This window comes from Rheinheimera soli, assembly GCF_021290985.1.
Classification (GTDB): Bacteria; Pseudomonadota; Gammaproteobacteria; order Enterobacterales; family Alteromonadaceae; genus Pararheinheimera; species Pararheinheimera soli.
This window is the reverse complement of sequence record NZ_JAJOYU010000020.1, coordinates 23575-39468: the sequence shown is the minus strand read 5'-3', so window position 1 is coordinate 39468 and position 15894 is coordinate 23575. Positions and strand designations below refer to the sequence as shown.

Annotated in this window: 13 protein-coding genes; 10 read left to right on the top strand and 3 right to left on the bottom strand. The window is 46.0% G+C overall.

Going from position 1 to position 15894, the window contains the following annotated elements; translation table 11 throughout:
• Positions 1–90 precede the first annotated feature (90 nt).
• From LSG37_RS14235 to LSG37_RS14200, 8 genes are all read left to right on the top strand, one after another.
• Positions 91–1653 (top strand): sodium/sugar symporter, encoded by a 1563-nt coding sequence (locus LSG37_RS14235; RefSeq protein WP_233080514.1) that lies wholly within the window; start codon positions 91–93, stop codon positions 1651–1653.
• Positions 1654–1655: 2 nt separating this feature from the next.
• Complete coding sequence (locus LSG37_RS14230) at positions 1656–4223, top strand: cellulase family glycosylhydrolase (RefSeq protein WP_233080513.1); 2568 nt, start codon at positions 1656–1658, stop codon at positions 4221–4223.
• Between the two features lie 84 nt (positions 4224–4307).
• Entirely contained in the window at positions 4308–5753 is a 1446-nt protein-coding gene (locus LSG37_RS14225; RefSeq protein WP_233080512.1) for an MFS transporter, read from the top strand.
• A 97-nt stretch (positions 5754–5850) separates the two neighbouring features.
• A complete protein-coding gene (locus LSG37_RS14220) occupies positions 5851–6861 on the top strand; it encodes a LacI family DNA-binding transcriptional regulator (protein WP_233080511.1) in 1011 nt (336 codons plus the stop codon).
• Between the two features lie 220 nt (positions 6862–7081).
• Entirely contained in the window at positions 7082–7648 is a 567-nt protein-coding gene (locus LSG37_RS14215) for a hypothetical protein (protein WP_233080510.1), read from the top strand.
• A 549-nt stretch (positions 7649–8197) separates the two neighbouring features.
• Complete coding sequence (locus LSG37_RS14210; RefSeq protein WP_233080509.1) at positions 8198–8449, top strand: type II toxin-antitoxin system Phd/YefM family antitoxin; 252 nt, start codon at positions 8198–8200, stop codon at positions 8447–8449.
• Positions 8439–8726: a type II toxin-antitoxin system RelE family toxin gene (locus LSG37_RS14205; protein ID WP_233080508.1), complete on the top strand. Its 288-nt coding sequence runs from the start codon at positions 8439–8441 to the stop codon at positions 8724–8726. Before LSG37_RS14210 ends, LSG37_RS14205 begins: the two co-directional genes overlap by 11 nt.
• A gap of 92 nt (positions 8727–8818) precedes the next feature.
• On the top strand, positions 8819–9262 hold the full coding sequence (locus LSG37_RS14200; RefSeq protein ID WP_233080507.1) for an anti-virulence regulator CigR family protein: 444 nt from the start codon (positions 8819–8821) through the stop codon (positions 9260–9262).
• A gap of 338 nt (positions 9263–9600) precedes the next feature.
• Here LSG37_RS14200 and LSG37_RS14195 read toward each other — a convergent pair whose 3' ends face one another.
• Positions 9601–11085 (bottom strand): NAD-dependent succinate-semialdehyde dehydrogenase, encoded by a 1485-nt coding sequence (locus tag LSG37_RS14195; RefSeq protein ID WP_233080506.1) that lies wholly within the window; start codon positions 11083–11085, stop codon positions 9601–9603.
• Between the two features lie 88 nt (positions 11086–11173).
• Positions 11174–12403 (bottom strand): DNA-processing protein DprA, encoded by a 1230-nt coding sequence (locus LSG37_RS14190; RefSeq protein WP_233080505.1) that lies wholly within the window; start codon positions 12401–12403, stop codon positions 11174–11176.
• A gap of 323 nt (positions 12404–12726) precedes the next feature.
• On the opposite strand from LSG37_RS14190, the gene LSG37_RS14185 reads away from it, so the two are divergent.
• Both LSG37_RS14185 and LSG37_RS14180 read left to right on the top strand, forming a co-directional pair.
• Positions 12727–13653, top strand: a complete 927-nt coding sequence (locus LSG37_RS14185; protein ID WP_233080504.1) for a retron St85 family effector protein — start codon at positions 12727–12729, stop codon at positions 13651–13653.
• A complete protein-coding gene (locus LSG37_RS14180) occupies positions 13643–14584 on the top strand; it encodes a retron St85 family RNA-directed DNA polymerase (RefSeq protein WP_233080503.1) in 942 nt (313 codons plus the stop codon). Before LSG37_RS14185 ends, LSG37_RS14180 begins: the two co-directional genes overlap by 11 nt.
• 58 nt (positions 14585–14642) lie before the next feature.
• Here the strand turns inward: LSG37_RS14180 and LSG37_RS14175 are convergent, their stop codons facing one another.
• Positions 14643–15890 (bottom strand): RNA polymerase sigma factor, encoded by a 1248-nt coding sequence (locus LSG37_RS14175; protein ID WP_233080502.1) that lies wholly within the window; start codon positions 15888–15890, stop codon positions 14643–14645.
• Positions 15891–15894 lie beyond the last annotated feature (4 nt).

Below are 15894 nucleotides of genomic sequence, written 5' to 3'. Positions count from 1 at the left end.
ACTGGTAACAATAACAACAAGACATGCCCGGCTGTTCTGGTGTTGCAGCGCAGTACCAAAAATGACGGGTAAAACAGGGTAAGGATTAGTATGACCTTAAGTAATCTAGATTTGACGATCCTCGTCATATATGTGCTTGGGCTGGTAGGACTGGCTTATTTTATTTCCCGGGAAAAAAAGGGACATGATAAAGACACCAACGACTATTTTCTGGCTGGTAATACCTTACCCTGGTGGGCTATTGGTGCATCCTTAATTGCAGCTAATATTTCGGCTGAACAAATTATTGGTATGTCAGGTTCTGGTTATGCCATAGGCATGGCGATAGCAGCCTACGAGTGGATGGCAGCAATTACCTTATTAATAGTCGGCAAGTTTTTCCTGCCAATTTTCCTTAAACGTAAAATTTATACCATGCCGCAGTTCCTGCAGCAGCGTTTTGACAACAGAGTACGCACCACCATGGCGCTATTCTGGATGGCGGTTTATGTCTTTGTTAACTTAACCGCAGTCTTGTGGTTAGGTGCTCTGGCTATTAATACAGTCACTGGTGTGGATATGACCACCAGCATGCTGATATTAGCCACTTTATCTGTGGCCTATTCCTTATATGGCGGTTTAAAAGCTGTGGCCTACACCGACATTATTCAGGTGGTGTTACTGGTCGGCGGTGGTTTGTTCCTGTCCTTTATGTCGCTGGAACTGTTGGGTGCAGGTAACGGTTTATGGGCTGGTTTTGACCGCTTACTCACTGAAGTACCAGACAAATTCGATATGATTTTAACGCCGGACAGCCCACATTATGTCAGCCTGCCTGGTTTATCTGTGCTGTTGGGTGGTATGTGGATTATGAACCTGAGTTACTGGGGTTTTAACCAATATATTATTCAGCGTACTTTAGCGGCCAAAGACTTAGCTGAAGCGCAAAAAGGTATTATTTTTGCGGCCTTCCTGAAAATTTTAATGCCGGTGATAGTGGTTCTGCCTGGTATTGCTGCTGTGTTAATACTGCCGGATTTAAGCAAGCCGGATCAGGCCTATCCTCAACTGCTGAGCATGATGCCATCTGGTATCAAAGGCTTAATTTTTGCCGCTTTAGTGGCGGCTATTTTGTCGAGTTTAGCTTCGATGACCAACAGCGTCGCGACCATTTTCACTATGGATATTTACTCTCAGTTTAAGAAGGATCGGAGCCAGCAACACTATGTGAAAGTAGGTCGTATTGTCAGTCTGGTGGCTTTGGTGATTGCAGTATTTACTGCTAAGCCATTACTGGGCGAATTTGATCAGGCCTTCCAGTATATTCAGGAATTCACTGGCTTCTTCACACCAGGTATTGTGGTGCTGTTCTTATTAGGTATGTTCTGGGCCCGCACTACAGCAACAGCCGCTTTAGTCGCAGCTATCAGCTCAGCTGTATTGAGCTGGATTTTCAAAATGACGCTGCCAGAGATGCCATTTATGGACCGCGTAGGTTTAGTCTTCCTGTGCTGTTTAGCTTTAGCTGTGCTGGTGACTTTATTCCAGCGTCAGGGCAAGCATCCACATGCGGTGGAGTTACGTGATATCAGCTTTGACACCCGCCCAAGCTTTAACTTCCATGCTGTGCTGATCACTCTGATCGTGGCCGCCTTTTATACGGCATGGTGGTAAGGATGAAACAGAAACTCCTTTCTGTAGCTTTGGTCGCGACGCTGTTTAGCGCCGCTGCCACTGCTAACCCTGTGTCGGTAAAAGATGGCGTCATGCTGTGGCAAGACGGTTCTGAAGTTGCGCTTTTTGGTGTGAATTACAGTGTGCCTTTTGCTTATGGTTATCGCTCTGTTGAACGTGTTGGCGTGGATCATCGCGCTGCCATCGACATGGATGTGGATCATATTGCCCGTTTAGGGCTGGACGCTTACCGCGTGCATTTATGGGACAGATTACTGGCCGATAAAGAGGGCAATTTGCAGGACAATATTCACCTGCAATTATTTGATTACCTGCTGCTGCGCTTAAAAGAAAAAGGCATCAAGGTAGTGATTACGCCTATCGGCTGGTGGGGCAGTGGTTACCCTGAGCCGGATCCGGTGGAATATGGTTTTTCTACTTTTTTCAGCAAAAGTCAGATGAATCAGTCGCCAGATGCTATTGCAGCGCAGAAAAACTATCTGACTCAGCTGTTTAAGCACGTCAATCCGCTGACAGGGAAAAGCTATCAGCAGGACGACAATATCATCGCCTTTGAGATTTTTAACGAACCTAAACACGAAATAGCACCTGCGCAAAGTGCGGCTTATATTGAAGACTTAATCAGTACCATTCGTGCCGCTGGTGTCACTAAACCTTTGTTTTACAACACCAGTGAGCAGGGGGATGATCAGCCTTTTGCCCAAGCTTTATGCAATACCAGCATAGATGGCGTGTCTTATCAGTGGTATCCAACGGGTTTGGTTAAAGGCAGTACTATTCTGGCCAATATGTTGCCAGCTGTTGCGCATTACACCAATCCTTTTGCCGGCATCAGCCAGTGCGCTACTAAAGCCAAAATGGTGTACGAGTTTGATGCGGCCGATGTGGCAAGCTCTGTGATGTTCCCGGCTATGGCGCGCAGTTTCCGTGAAGCTGGGTTTCAGTGGGCCACTCAGTTTGCTTATGATGCTGCGGCTGTGGCTCATACCAACTCTGAATACAACACTCACCATCTGAATTTGTTGTATACACCGGAAAAAGCCATCAGCTTAAAAATTGCTGCTGAAGTCTTTCGTACTCAGAAGCGTGCTGAAAAGGTAGCGGACTATCCGGCCAGCAATAGCTTTGCTGCTGTGACTTTGGATTATCAGCAGAATCTGTCTGTGCTTAATACTCCACAGCAGTTTTTCTACAGCAACAGTACCAAAGTTGTGCCAAAAGCTGCAGCTAAGCTGACTGCTATTGCCGGTGTTGGTTCGTCTTCTGTAGCTAAATACAGTGGCTCTGGTGCTTATTTCCTCGATAAAGTAGCGGATGGTGTCTGGCGTTTAGAAGTCTACCCAGACTTACTGACCTTGCAGGATCCTTATCAGAATTCCAGTTTAAGCCGCGAAGTAGGGCGTTTGTATCCGACTGCTCAGCAATTGAAGCTGACGCTGGCGGATTTGGGTAACAGCTATCAACTGAAAGGCGTAAATAGCGGCAATACAGCAACTGCATCTGCCGTTGATGGCGAGGTGACAGTGCGCCCCGGTGTGTACTTACTGACCGCCAAAGCCGCGTTGGCACAGCAGTATGCGAAGAAAGTAGAGACAGATTTTTATCTGCCAAAACCGCAATCGACTGAACTGGCTTTAGTGCATCAGAATCAGCGTCAAAGCCATCTGGGCGACTCGTTTAGCTTTAAGGTGGATATAGGCGCTTTGGTGAAGCCTGAAAAAGTGCAGCTGATGTTACGTTATCTTGGGCACCACAAGTTTACCGCTTTTGATATGCAGCAAAGCCTTGCTGTCAGTGGTCACTATCAGCTTGCTATGCCAAAAGACTGGACTCAGACAGGTTTACTGGAATATGCCTTTGTGGTGACAGCTGATGGCAAAAAACATACTTTCCCTGGTGCCGCTGCTGGCTCACCAGAAGATTGGGATTTTGTCAGTAAAACACAGTACTGGACAATGGCGGTAAAACCACAAGGCCAGCCTGTGGCGTTATTCGATGCCACTTCGGACAGACAAAACAGCCTCTATCCAAAAGATGCGACTGTGACGCAACGTGTTGTTGCCGACAGTTCAGGTGCAGGTTTAGCTTTGCAACTAGGGGTGGATTCTTTAGAAACACCTCAAGCTGCGGCACTGCTTAAAACCACTTTGTCTGCTGATAACAGCCTGCTACAACGTAATTTGAAAGGCTACGACACTGTGGCGCTGAAAATCCGTGCCGTCAAACAGCCGGAACAGTTGAAGTTCGCTTTATTGGATAAAGACGGTATTGCTTATGGCACAGAGCTGAAAGTGGGCACTGACTGGCAGTATCTGTTAGTTCCTCTGCATAAACTAAAGCAAACCGATACGCTGATGACTCAGGCCTACCCTATGTTTATGCCAGTCTTTGCGCCCAAAGTGGAGCAGGGTTTACGGCTGAACCTCAATGAGCTTCAGCAGTTGCAGGGTATACAGTTGATGTTTAATCAGAGCGCCTATAGCCCAGCCGAAGCCAAGGGCTGGCATGGTGTGGAGCTGGCGGAAGTGAGTTTGATCCAAAAGCCATAGTTTAAGGGCCTGTGTTGCGTCAGTTTTCAGCACAGGCCTATAATCGGCTTTGTTTTTGATTTAATCCCTCAGCACAGGAGTGCTATGGCAAAGCCACTGCACCAAAGCACAACACCGTCTGCATCGACATCAGGGTCGATACGGGTTTCGGGCACTCAAAAGCTGGCGCTTGGCGCTGGCTTTTTTGCGATGTTTTTTGCCCAGCAAAGTGTCAGTGTACTGGCTATTCCTTTTTATCAGATGACCCTGGGGGTAGACCCATTTTTACTCGGGCTTGCTCTTACTTTACCGCTGTTGCTTGGTACTTTATTAGGCCCTTGGGTCGGGCATTTATCTGATCATCATCAAAGCCGTTTTGGCCGCAGACGGCCTTTTATTTTGCTCGCCAGTTGGGCCTGTTGTTTGTTTTTTGGTTTGATTTGGATGGTGCCCTCAGGCTGGGGCGAACTGGCTCATCTATTGTATTTTGTAGTTTTTTCCCTGCTGTTTTATGTAGCCGCCACTTTTATGTCTGTGCCTATGACCTGCTTATCCTATGAAATGAGCCCGGATTACCATCAGCGCACAGAAATTATGGGCTTTACCACCTATTTTCTGAAGCTAGGTTCTTTGTTGTATCAGTGGTTATTTCCGCTGGCACAACTGGCGATATTCAGTTCGGTTTTTGTCGGTATTCGTTATGTCGGCTGGGGTGTTGCCTTGTTTATTTTTGGCCTGCTGGGCACTTTAGCCGCTTGTTACAGCAAAGAAATAGTCCAACGTTCTTCTGTCGCTTTTCCGCCTGTGACTTTAGGGCAAAGCTTAAAAACGCTGAAATCAAACAAAGGTTTGCGGGTGTTATTGTTGCTGACTGTGTTACAGATGGCCGGCGGCGCTTTTACTGCCAGTATGGATTATTACCTGCTGGTGTATTTTATTGCCGATGGCGATATAGCTCAGGGCGCAATTTTTAAAGGCTGGTTGTCGATGGCCTATGCCGCTTTTGGTTTTCTGACAGTGCCGCTGATCTATGCTTTATCATCCCGTGTCGGCAAAATTAAAGCGATGCAGCTGATTTATGCCGTGACTTTAGTAGGCGGTGCCTGCAAGTGGTTTATTTTTACGCCAGAGGGCTACGGTTGGATTTGGTTAGATGCACTCTTGTGTACCGCAGCCTGGACTGCCATGACCATGTTAATCCCCTCTATGATGGCGGATTTATGTGATGAAGATGAGCTAAAACATGGCCAGCGCCGCGAAGGTGTGTTTGTCGCTATTCATAGCTGGGTTACCAGTTTAAGTGCAGCGCTGGCGCTATTAGTCGCAGGTTTGTCACTCAACCTGATTGGTTTTGATGCGCAGCAAGCCGCAGCACAAAACCCGGACAGTATTTTCGCTATGCGGGTTATTTTGGCGTTGGGCACTATGCTGTTCGCCTTGTGTTCTTTATTTATAGTCCGGGGTTATCATCTGGATGCCCAAGGTAGTCAGCAAATCAGTCTGGCTTTAGCTAAAACAAAAGATCAAAATCAGGGTTCAGAATCAATTTAATTTTCATATACCCAGGGTCAGTTGGCATTGCGGCCAATAAAGCTGCAACTTCAGATACGCGGGGTATAAACAACAATAAAAAAGAAAAGCAGAAATTATGGTCACAATCAAAGATGTAGCAAAAGTAGCTGGGGTGTCGATAGCTACGGTGTCCCGGGTGATCCACGACGGTCATCAGGTAGGCGAAGCCTGTCGTGCACGGGTGAAAAAGGTTATTGCTGAGTTAGGTTACAGACCGAACAGCAATGCCCGTGCTCTGGTCAGCAAAACCACCAATACGCTGGGCGTGGTTACACCTAAACTGTCGATGCCATTTTTTGGCAGCCTGGCCAGTGGTGTCGAAAAAGGCGCGCGTGAAAACAACTACAAACTGCTGATGAGTAACTCGTTATACGAGACTAAGTCGGAGCAGGAGGCTATTGATTCGCTTAGGGATCACAACTGTCAGGCCATTATTCTGCACAGCGAATATTCAGATGAAAAAACCTTACTGAAGCTGGCAAAAGAAATCCCAGGGTTGGTGCTGATCAACCGCTATATGCCCGCTATCGCCAACCGCTGTGTCTGGTTGGATAATGTGGCTGGCGCGCGCCAGGCCACAGATTATTTGATTAATAGAGGCCATAAAAATTTTGCGGTGATCACCAGTATTTACCAAAACGGCGACCCGGGTTTTCGGCTGCAGGGCATTCGTGAATCACTCAAACTGGCGGGTTTACACTTAGCCGAAGCTGCTATTGAAGAGTCCACCGCCAATATGGAAGGTGGAGAGCAAGCAGTGCAGGCCTTACTGACTAAAGGCATTAAATTTACCGCACTTTTGGCCTACAACGACTTAATGGCGATAGGCGCTATTCACGCCTTATTTGCCGCAGGCCTGCGCGTACCGGAAGATGTGTCCGTGATAGGGTTTGACGATTTAATAGTAAGCCGCGCTTGCCGCCCCCGTTTAACTACTATGCATTACCCAGTCGAAGAAATGGCCAGTTACGCCACCAAACTGGCGATACAACTCAGCGACACCAGCATAGAACCAGAAAGCAGAACGCATTTATTTATACCGCAGTTGGTGGAAAGGGACTCGGTGGCCGATGCGCCACAAAGGTAGGGGGAGTTGGGAGGGGCTGGTAGTTTTTTATTGGCTGCGCGGATTTGTCGGCTGTTCCGAAAAATTTGTTGAAATAGAGGTACGTCGGCGTTAGTTTGGCACGAATGGAAATCAAGAACGATGGTGGACAAACTCGACTTGCGGGCGGACTATCTTCGACAACCACATTTTTATAATTTTTGGGGAAATAATGGAGTCTCTATTTAGCCAAGAGCATATAGTGTCGACACTTTCAACTCTTGTTTCTATTGGCTCAGCGTTAATCGCATTAATAGGTTTATTCTTTACATATCGTAAAAATAAATTTGATAACCGATTAGTTCTAGATAAGGAGCTATTCGACGCAGCTAAACGAAAGCTTGAATCGGCTTTCGAGATACTGATACAAGGTATGCAGAAAAACGGGCTCGTTGTTAGTAATCGTTCAAACTGGATTATGAGTGCGCGAGAAATTGAAAAATTCAAAGTTTTCAAATCCAAACTGGAAACAGAACATTACAAAATTGTACTTGAATCAATCGAGGAGTATTGGAGCCATAAGTTCAATGAAGTTGTAGGCAAAAGTGACCTGATTCAAGAAGGCTACTATCAAGGGCTTCATGCAGGTTCAGTTTTAATCGTGTATGCGTTTGCCAGTTGGAAAAGTGACCAGAAGTGTCCCATCGATAATGTAGATTATGAGCAACTGCTAAAAACATCTGCTGTTTTCCAAGGACGATATGGACTTCAAGCATACGTTGAAGGTGACAGGGAGTTCTCTTATTTAACGCAATCAAACAGCTTGTAGGGTAGTGTCTTGCATTGTGCGCCATATCTAACTTTGCTCTTTTCAACCAACTATCGAAACCATTCCGACTACTGGCACCAAATCCCCATTGGGGCGCGAGCCGGACAAAATTGGGTGGCCAAGGTTTTAAGGCTGGGAGTGTCTGAGCGAGGAGCGGTAGCGACGAACGAGTTGCCGAGTCGCCTTGGACGCACGATTTTGAGCCGGGCTTTCGCTGCGACCTGGGGTCGCCTTTTCTTTGGATAGCTTTCTTTTGGCGAAGCAAAAGAAAGTATCTCGCCAGCGGCGAAACGCTTTGAATTAAAAGTCTTACTTGAACCAAAAAACATTCCAACTATCACTATAAGAAACCCTCAGGGTCAAGTCTTGCCCATCAGGCAGAGCTGTTAAATTGGTGATGAGTTTTAACACAATTTATTGTTTTTTTATTCGATAAGGGAAGTGGCAGTAGCAAAGCTCAAATCCAAATCCCTGCAAATCAAAAACTAGCGTCAAACAATATTCTGGTCTAAAATTGGCTCATAATTTATGCCTTAAATGAGGTTTTATATGAAACGGGTTTTGGCAGAATGCTCAGCCAGTATTTCAGAGTTAAAGAAGAATCCAACAGCCTTACTGAACGAAGCGAATGGTGCAGCTGTTGCTATTCTGAACCACAATAAACCTACCGCTTATCTTGTTCCGGCTGAAACCTATGAATGGTTAATGGATATGCTGGACGACTACGAGTTATTGCGATTAGTTGAAAGTCGGCGGGCAGAACTGTCTGATGCGGTAGAAGTAAGCATTGATGACCTCTAAGTTAAAGTTTCTGCCGATTGCATTAAAAGAGTGGGAAAAATTAGCGCCACCCATTAAGTCACAATTCAAAAAGAAACTGGCTGAGCGGTTAGAAAACCCCCATGTGCCTTCGGCTAAACTGAGCGGTTATGCTTCTGTCTACAAGATCAAATTACGCACAGCGGGTTATCGTTTGGCTTATGAAGTGATTGATGACGAAGTAGTTGTTTATGTATTAGCTATTGGTAAGCGGGATAAAGACGCAGTGTATAAAGCACTCGCAGCACGCAAAAGTTAAATCGTAGTCAGATATTACTGCCAAATCCATTCAGCCGGCATCCAGCTTTGGCGACTATGCTAAAGAACAACTGGACTTTAAGGCTAATCAACATGAATGCACGAACTACATTGTGGGTTGCTTTAATAGCGCCCTTATTAACACAGCAGGTGATGGCGTCTGACGATAAACAAGACCATAAACATAAAGCCAAAACGGTTGAAAAACAGCTAAAACATCAAGGTAAAGATAAGGTTACAGAACTTGATCCGGCAGACTTCAGCGTCAGTGCTGGGATCAGTGTGGCGGATGCGCGAGTTTTGGCAACGCGATATCAGCTGACAGGCCAAAGTGCGTTACCACCAGGCATTCGTAAGAACCTGGCGAAAGGCAAACCACTGCCACCAGGTATTGCTAAGAAGTCTCTACCTACGGCTATGATCGCTGAACTGCCACAACATCCAGGTTATGAATGGCAAGTGGTTGGCACTGATATGCTGTTAGTGTCTATTGCCACAGCTGTGATCACAGACATACTGATTGATGTGTTGAACTAAGCCGAACTCAACAAAAGTCCGGTATCGTATGTCCAGGCTTTGCTCTTTTAAACCAACTATAGAGACAATTCCAACTACTGGCACCAAATCCCCATTGGGGCGGGCTTTCGCTGCGACCTGGGGTCGCCTTTTATGAATTACATCCATGTAATTCACCCTACGGGCCAGCCTTCGGCTGTTAGAAAGTGCTTCCTGCACTTTCTTGCTTTGGATACTTGTCTTTTGGCGAAGCAAAAGAAAGTATCTCGCCAAAGGCGAAACGCTTTGAAGTGTTGCTAAATTAGAACTACTTTACCCATGCAGCCAAACTGGAACGAACCACTCAGCCCACTATCTACTCAACTCAAGTCGCCCAAACAGATGTATTTCAACTCCGTAAAATCATCCAAACCATAACTGGAACCTTCACGGCCTAAACCTGACTCTTTTACGCCACCAAAAGGCGCTGCTGCATTGGAAATTAAACCTTCATTGACACCTATCATGCCGTAGTCCAGGGCTTTGGCGACACGGAAAATCCGGCCTATATCGCGGCTGTAAAAGTAGCTGGCCAGGCCTGTCGGCGTATTGTTGGAGAGCTCTATCGCTTCTTGCTCAGTATCAAAAACGCTGATACAAAGCACAGGGCCAAAAATTTCGGTTTTACTGATCTGCATATCCGCAGTGACTTCTGTGACTATAGTGGGCTGGAAAAACAACGGCCCTAAGTCGGCATCAATAGCGCCGCCTAACAACAGTTCTGCGCCCTGATCCAGTGCCTGATCCAACAGCCGGGTAATTTTATCGACGGCGGCCTGGTTAATCAGTGGCCCTATCTGACAACCTGCTTCCAAACCAGAGGCCAGCTTTAGCGGCGCTGTGGCTTTAATCAACAAAGCCAAAAAGGCATCGTACACAGGGCGTTGTACAAAAACTCTATTTACACAAACACAGGTTTGACCGGCATTGCGAAATTTTGCCGCCAATAAACCCTGTACAGCTGCGGCTAAATCGGCATCGTCAAATACAATAAAAGGCGCATTGCCCCCCAGTTCCATCGAGACTTTTTTTACGGTAGAAGCGCACTGCGCCAGTAAGGTTTTGCCGACAGGGGTTGAGCCGGTAAAACTGAATTTGGCCACACGGCTGTCTTTGGTCAGTACCTGGCCTATGGCTTTAGCATCTGTGCCTGTGACTACATTAAAAACACCAGCCGGAATACCGGCACGGCTGGCGAGTTCAGCTAAAGCCAAAGCAGATAAAGGGGTTAGCTCTGCAGGTTTTACGACAAAAGTACAACCTGCGGCCAAAGCAGCTGCGGCTTTACGTAAAATCATCGCGTTCGGGAAATTCCATGGCGTAATAGCAGCCACTACGCCTATGGCTTGTTTTAGCACCAGAATTTGCTGGCTGGTTTTAGCGGCAGGAATAATATCGCCATTCATGCGTTTGGCTTCTTCAGCAAACCAACTGACAAAAGAGGCGCCATAGCTGATTTCGCCCGCAGCTTCATCTAAGGGTTTGCCTTGCTCCAACGTTAAAATGCGGGCTAAGTCCTGCTGATGCTCCAGCATCAACTGATTCCAGCGCATAAGCTTGGCAGAACGTTCAGCTGCCGTAAGACCAGACCAGGCCGGAAAAGCCGCAGCGGCTGCCGTGACAGCTTGTTCTGCTTCAGTGGCTCCGGCTTCAGCCACTAATGCCAGCAAACTGCCATCAGCCGGGTTATGCACAGCAAAATGACCACTGCGGCTACTTTGGAATTGTCCGGCTATATAACTGCTGTGATGCACCAAAGCGCTGTCGTTAAGTGATGCAAAAACGCTATTTGTTTGGTTTGTCATGGGCTTAGCTATGGAGTTTGTCTGGTTTTGCCAGTGTAGCCTGAAAACAGGTTGCTGACATCAGGTAGCTATAGTCTTCTACCTGGAACTATCTGTTGTTTTTCATGTACTGATAACGTACAGGGTTTTGCAGCTGGATCAGTTGCTTGTCATCCACTGCACGCTTTAACCAGTCATGAAGCTGAGACGGATGCAACAACGTTCGGGTAGAAAGTTCTTCTGCCGTAACAGGATGCGCAGCCAGCTTTGATAACGAAATCACAAAAAATTTATAAAAATCAGTGACAGCAAGTTGTTCCGCTGTGCCGACCACTTGTGGTTCTGTTGTATCAGCGGGCGAAAATAATTGCTGCTGTTCTTCCTGTACTCTGTGTTCCATAGCTGCGGGAACTGGTGAAGAGAGCAGCATATCAGTGCTAAAAGACTGACTATCAGGCAAGCACCAGTGGCCACCTTTTGTCACTAACAGAGTGTTTGTTGCCTCTGAGTCTGTCGTTGGTTTTACCCAGAGTGGCACCCACTGGTGTTTCAGGTTTTCTTCGGCACCATTTAAGGTGCCACCTTTAGGGCCTGAATGGACAACTAAGGCACTATCGGCCAGGCAATAAATATATTTATTCCTTGCCATCGCATTGCCGGCATGAAAACCAGCTTCGGGATAAAAAGGTGATACCAGTGCCAGCTTGCCATCCATCAGAGCCTGACGCCATTTGGCACTGGTTGCGGCTTGAAGCAAGCTATCTGCCATCACACCTATCACTGTCCCACCCTGACTGAGCGCCCCAAGCATAGCTGCTTCATCTACCCCACGTGCGCCACCTGATACCACTGTGACAGCTTCTGCTGCCGCTTTGGCTGCAACCTGTTGGGTAAACAACAGATCGCTTTGCACCGCATTACGTGAACCCACCACAGCTAACCCGCCACTATGAAGTAACTCTTTGTTACCACAGCCAAAGAGCACAGGAGGGCTGTCATTTTTCAGCCTGGTTTTGAGTCGTTTTGGATAATCAGAGTCTGAACGAGTCACTACCCATAAACCTGCTCTGTGCCATTTCTCCATCGCCAAAGCCAGACTATGACCTCTGCCTAATAACTGCAGAATACGTTCGGTAGTAATGCGGTTATCATTCCAGCTTGCTAACAAGGGCTGTGGGTTTGCTACCAACAAGTCGGCTGGGGATAGCATGTTGTCTTTCAGCCATAAGGCAAAACGTCCCCATTCCCCATTGCTTAATGGTTTTACACTCTCATTACTGGCTTTGCCAAAGTAGCAAGTGAGCAACAAAATGGCCTGGGCTGCACTGGTTAAATTCATTAATCATGTACCGAAGTCGAAGCTAAAGCTGCGGGGTAAACAAGCCCACAGCCGTGTTGTCTGAGTAATGCTGCGATCACTGTCAGTGTCCAGCCTGAGTCCACTATATCCATCACACATTATTTTATTGTATTGAATTGTCGTCGATGTGCATGCTAATTTAATCTTGTACCTAGCATATGTGGTTTTGCCGCATCGGGACGTGAGTCATGTTCTGCCTAGAATTTTTAGTTTTCTCTCGAAACATCCGATCACGTATACGCTCGTCAGCGTATCCGCGAGCGGATGTTTCGGCCGCTCCAAGTAGGTACAATCAAGGGCGAATGGATATGCTTATAGACAAAAATAATAAGAACATAGTAAATGCTCTGGGGCAAATATCTAAATGCCTAAGGCATTCTAAGATCCAACTTCCTGATTCCAGTTCACGGTATAAATTCGTATTTCTATGTGGGGCTAATAAAGCAACTTCTGAGGTCTCTGAGCGAAGAACTGCTGTTATTGACTTCGCTAGAAAACAGCTTCCCAACACAAAAGTCTTGCTAGCTGAGGAAATGTTTAAAACCCTAAAGATAGAGGGCCACAAAGGGAACATACTTGATGTTGAGGATCTAATATCTAAGTTTTCTGACTTCATAATTATCATTTTGGAAAGTCCCAGTGCTTTCGCGGAGTTAGGGGCATTTGCTAATCCGCAGTTAAGAGACAAGCTAATAATCATCAATGACGAACAATACAGAACATCTGAAAGTTTTATCAATCTTGGCCCTATTGCTGCGGTTGAAGAGAATTCAGGAACAGAACGTGTTATCCATTATCGTATGAATTCGAACGGAATAAATGTTAGAGATTCAATCGGGGATATCTATCCTGAGTTGTACGATCTTTTATCGAAACCTGTAGCTGTCAAAGATAGTGCGATAACCATCGACACCTTGGATCCTTCGTCTGTTTTTGACAAGAAATCAGTGCTATTCATCCATGATTTAATTTACATTCTGGGGCCAGTTACTCATAAAGAGCTTATAGAAGCAGTTAAGTTAATTTTTGGTGTAAGAAACCATAAATACGTGGTTCATATTATCGCGGTGCTCAAAGCATTTGGATCTGTTTCCAAAGACGATAACGATAGATATAAAAGCGCCGTCAACTCGTTGTATTTCTCCTATAAATTTGATCTTGATAAAGTTATTGCGACTTTCAGAAATCATACTATGAAGTACCATTCAAGGCGGCTTTATGGATCTTAAGAGTCGAATATGCAAAGACTTACAAATTCCTGAAACGCTCTTTGATAGCTCTGTATCTAATGCTAGAAGAGCTGTGTATCAGTTTAAAATTCCCAAAAAAAATGGTGATGAGCGGACTATTTATCAGGCGGCAGCTAAAACTAAAACTATACAGTATTGGTTACTCAAAAATATTTTCGAAAAGGTGAAAAGCCATCCTTCGTCAATGGCGTTCTCACAAGGTTGTTCCATTCTAAAAAATGCAGAATGTCATCGGAACAACAGATTTTTTTTAAAAATTGATCTATTGAATTTTTTTCCATCCGTCACTTTTGAAGATGTAAAAGGTGCATTGATAAAGAACTGGGAGCAAATTGATTCTTTGCCACCTGACAAGGATCTGTTTGAACTAATCAGGACTGTCTGCTTTTTCAAAGGAGATATTTTACCTATTGGTTACCCAACATCTCCGATTTTGAGCAATATCGCGATGCTTAACTTTGATGAGATGGTTATGTCTACTTTGGAGTCATCTTTCGGTGGAGACGTTACATATACCAGATATGCTGACGACATGGTTTTTTCGACAAATGTACCGGGTAGAACACATGAAGTCTTTAAGCTAATTAGACAGTTAATTACTACGAATACGTCACCAAAAATATCAATAAATCCAGATAAAACAACTTCAGGTAGTAGTTCCGGTGGTAGTGCGATAGTTACTGGTATCAAGATATGTCCAAATCACCTCACTATAACGAAAAAGCAGAAAGACGAAATTCGGCTTCTATTGTCTCTTTACTCGAAAGGGCGTTTACGTAGTTCAGATTACGAGCGAACCATCGGACTTATCTCATTCGCAAGGAATGTCGACCCTAGTTTTTTTACCAGAGTCTCTGAGAGGTTTTTTAGAGAGATTCGAGCAATTAAAAAAGAGTTGTCAGACACTTGATTCTAAAGAGATTTCTTTCGTTTGGGAGTTCAAAGGAGGCTCTGATTCAATATCAAGGCTAACTGAGAGTCTCCAGCTTCTTTTGCAAAAACCGCTGCTCTGCCTGTTGGCTGGTTTTGTTGAGCGCTTGCTGGTAGTAGAAACGGGCTTGTTGGGGCAGCCCCAGTTTTTGGTGTATATCGGCTAAAGCAGCATCGAGCAGGTGATACTGTGATAGTTCGCCACCTTGTTCCAGCGCCTGTAAGAGTGGCAATGCCACAGCCGGGCCTTGCGCCATACTGATGGCTACAGCACGGTTTAACAGCACCACTGGCGAGGCTTCAAAGCGATACAACAGATCATACAAAGCAACAATTTGGGGCCAGTCGGTGCTTGTAGCATCTGGGCTTTCGGCGTGAAGCGCGGCAATAGCTGCCTGCAGGCCATAAGGGCCAATACGACGGCCTGTTAAAGAGCGTTCGACCAGTTGAACCCCTTGTTGGATCAAGGCTTGATCCCACAAGCTTCTGTTCTGATCGGCCAATAAAATCAGATCACCTTGTTGGTCGATGCGGGCAGTACGCCTCGATTCCTGCAATAACAACAAGGCCAATAAGCCCATGGTTTCAGTGTCGGGTTGTAACTCCAGCAATAAATAACCAAGTCGTATCGCCTGAGCTGAAAGCTCTGCACACAACAGCTGGTCGCCCGAACTCTGGCTATAGCCTTCGTTAAACAGCAAATATATGACTTTCAGTACAACATCCAGCCTTTGTGGTAATTGCTCTGCAGCGGGAATTTCATAAGGGATAGCGGCATCACGGATTTTGTTTTTCGCCCTGACTATCCGCTGGGCTATGGTGACAGGGCTGGTTAAAAAAGCTTTGGCAATTTGCTCTGTGGTTAAGCCGCAAATTTCCCGCAGGGTTAAGGCAATTTGAGCTTCGGTGGATAAAGCCGGATGACAGCAGGTAAATATCAGTCGAAGCTCATCGTCTTGCCAGTTTTGGCTGTTTGGCTCATCGGCCTGAAAAGCTTCGATGTCTTCATCTTGTTCAAACAGCCATTGTTGTTGATATTTACGCTGGCTTTGCTGCTGGCGAATTTTATCTATGGCTTTGAAGCGTCCTGTGGAGACCAGCCAGGCTCTGGGTTGTTCTGGTAAGCCGTCGACAGGCCATTGTTGTAATGCGCAAGCAAAGGCCTCCTGCAAAGCTTCTTCAGCCAGTTCAAAATCACCCAAGAGCCGGATCAGGGTGGCCAGCACCCTGCGGCTTTCTTGTTGATATAAAGCCGAGATAGTTTCGGCTGTAACCCGGCTATTCAACAGC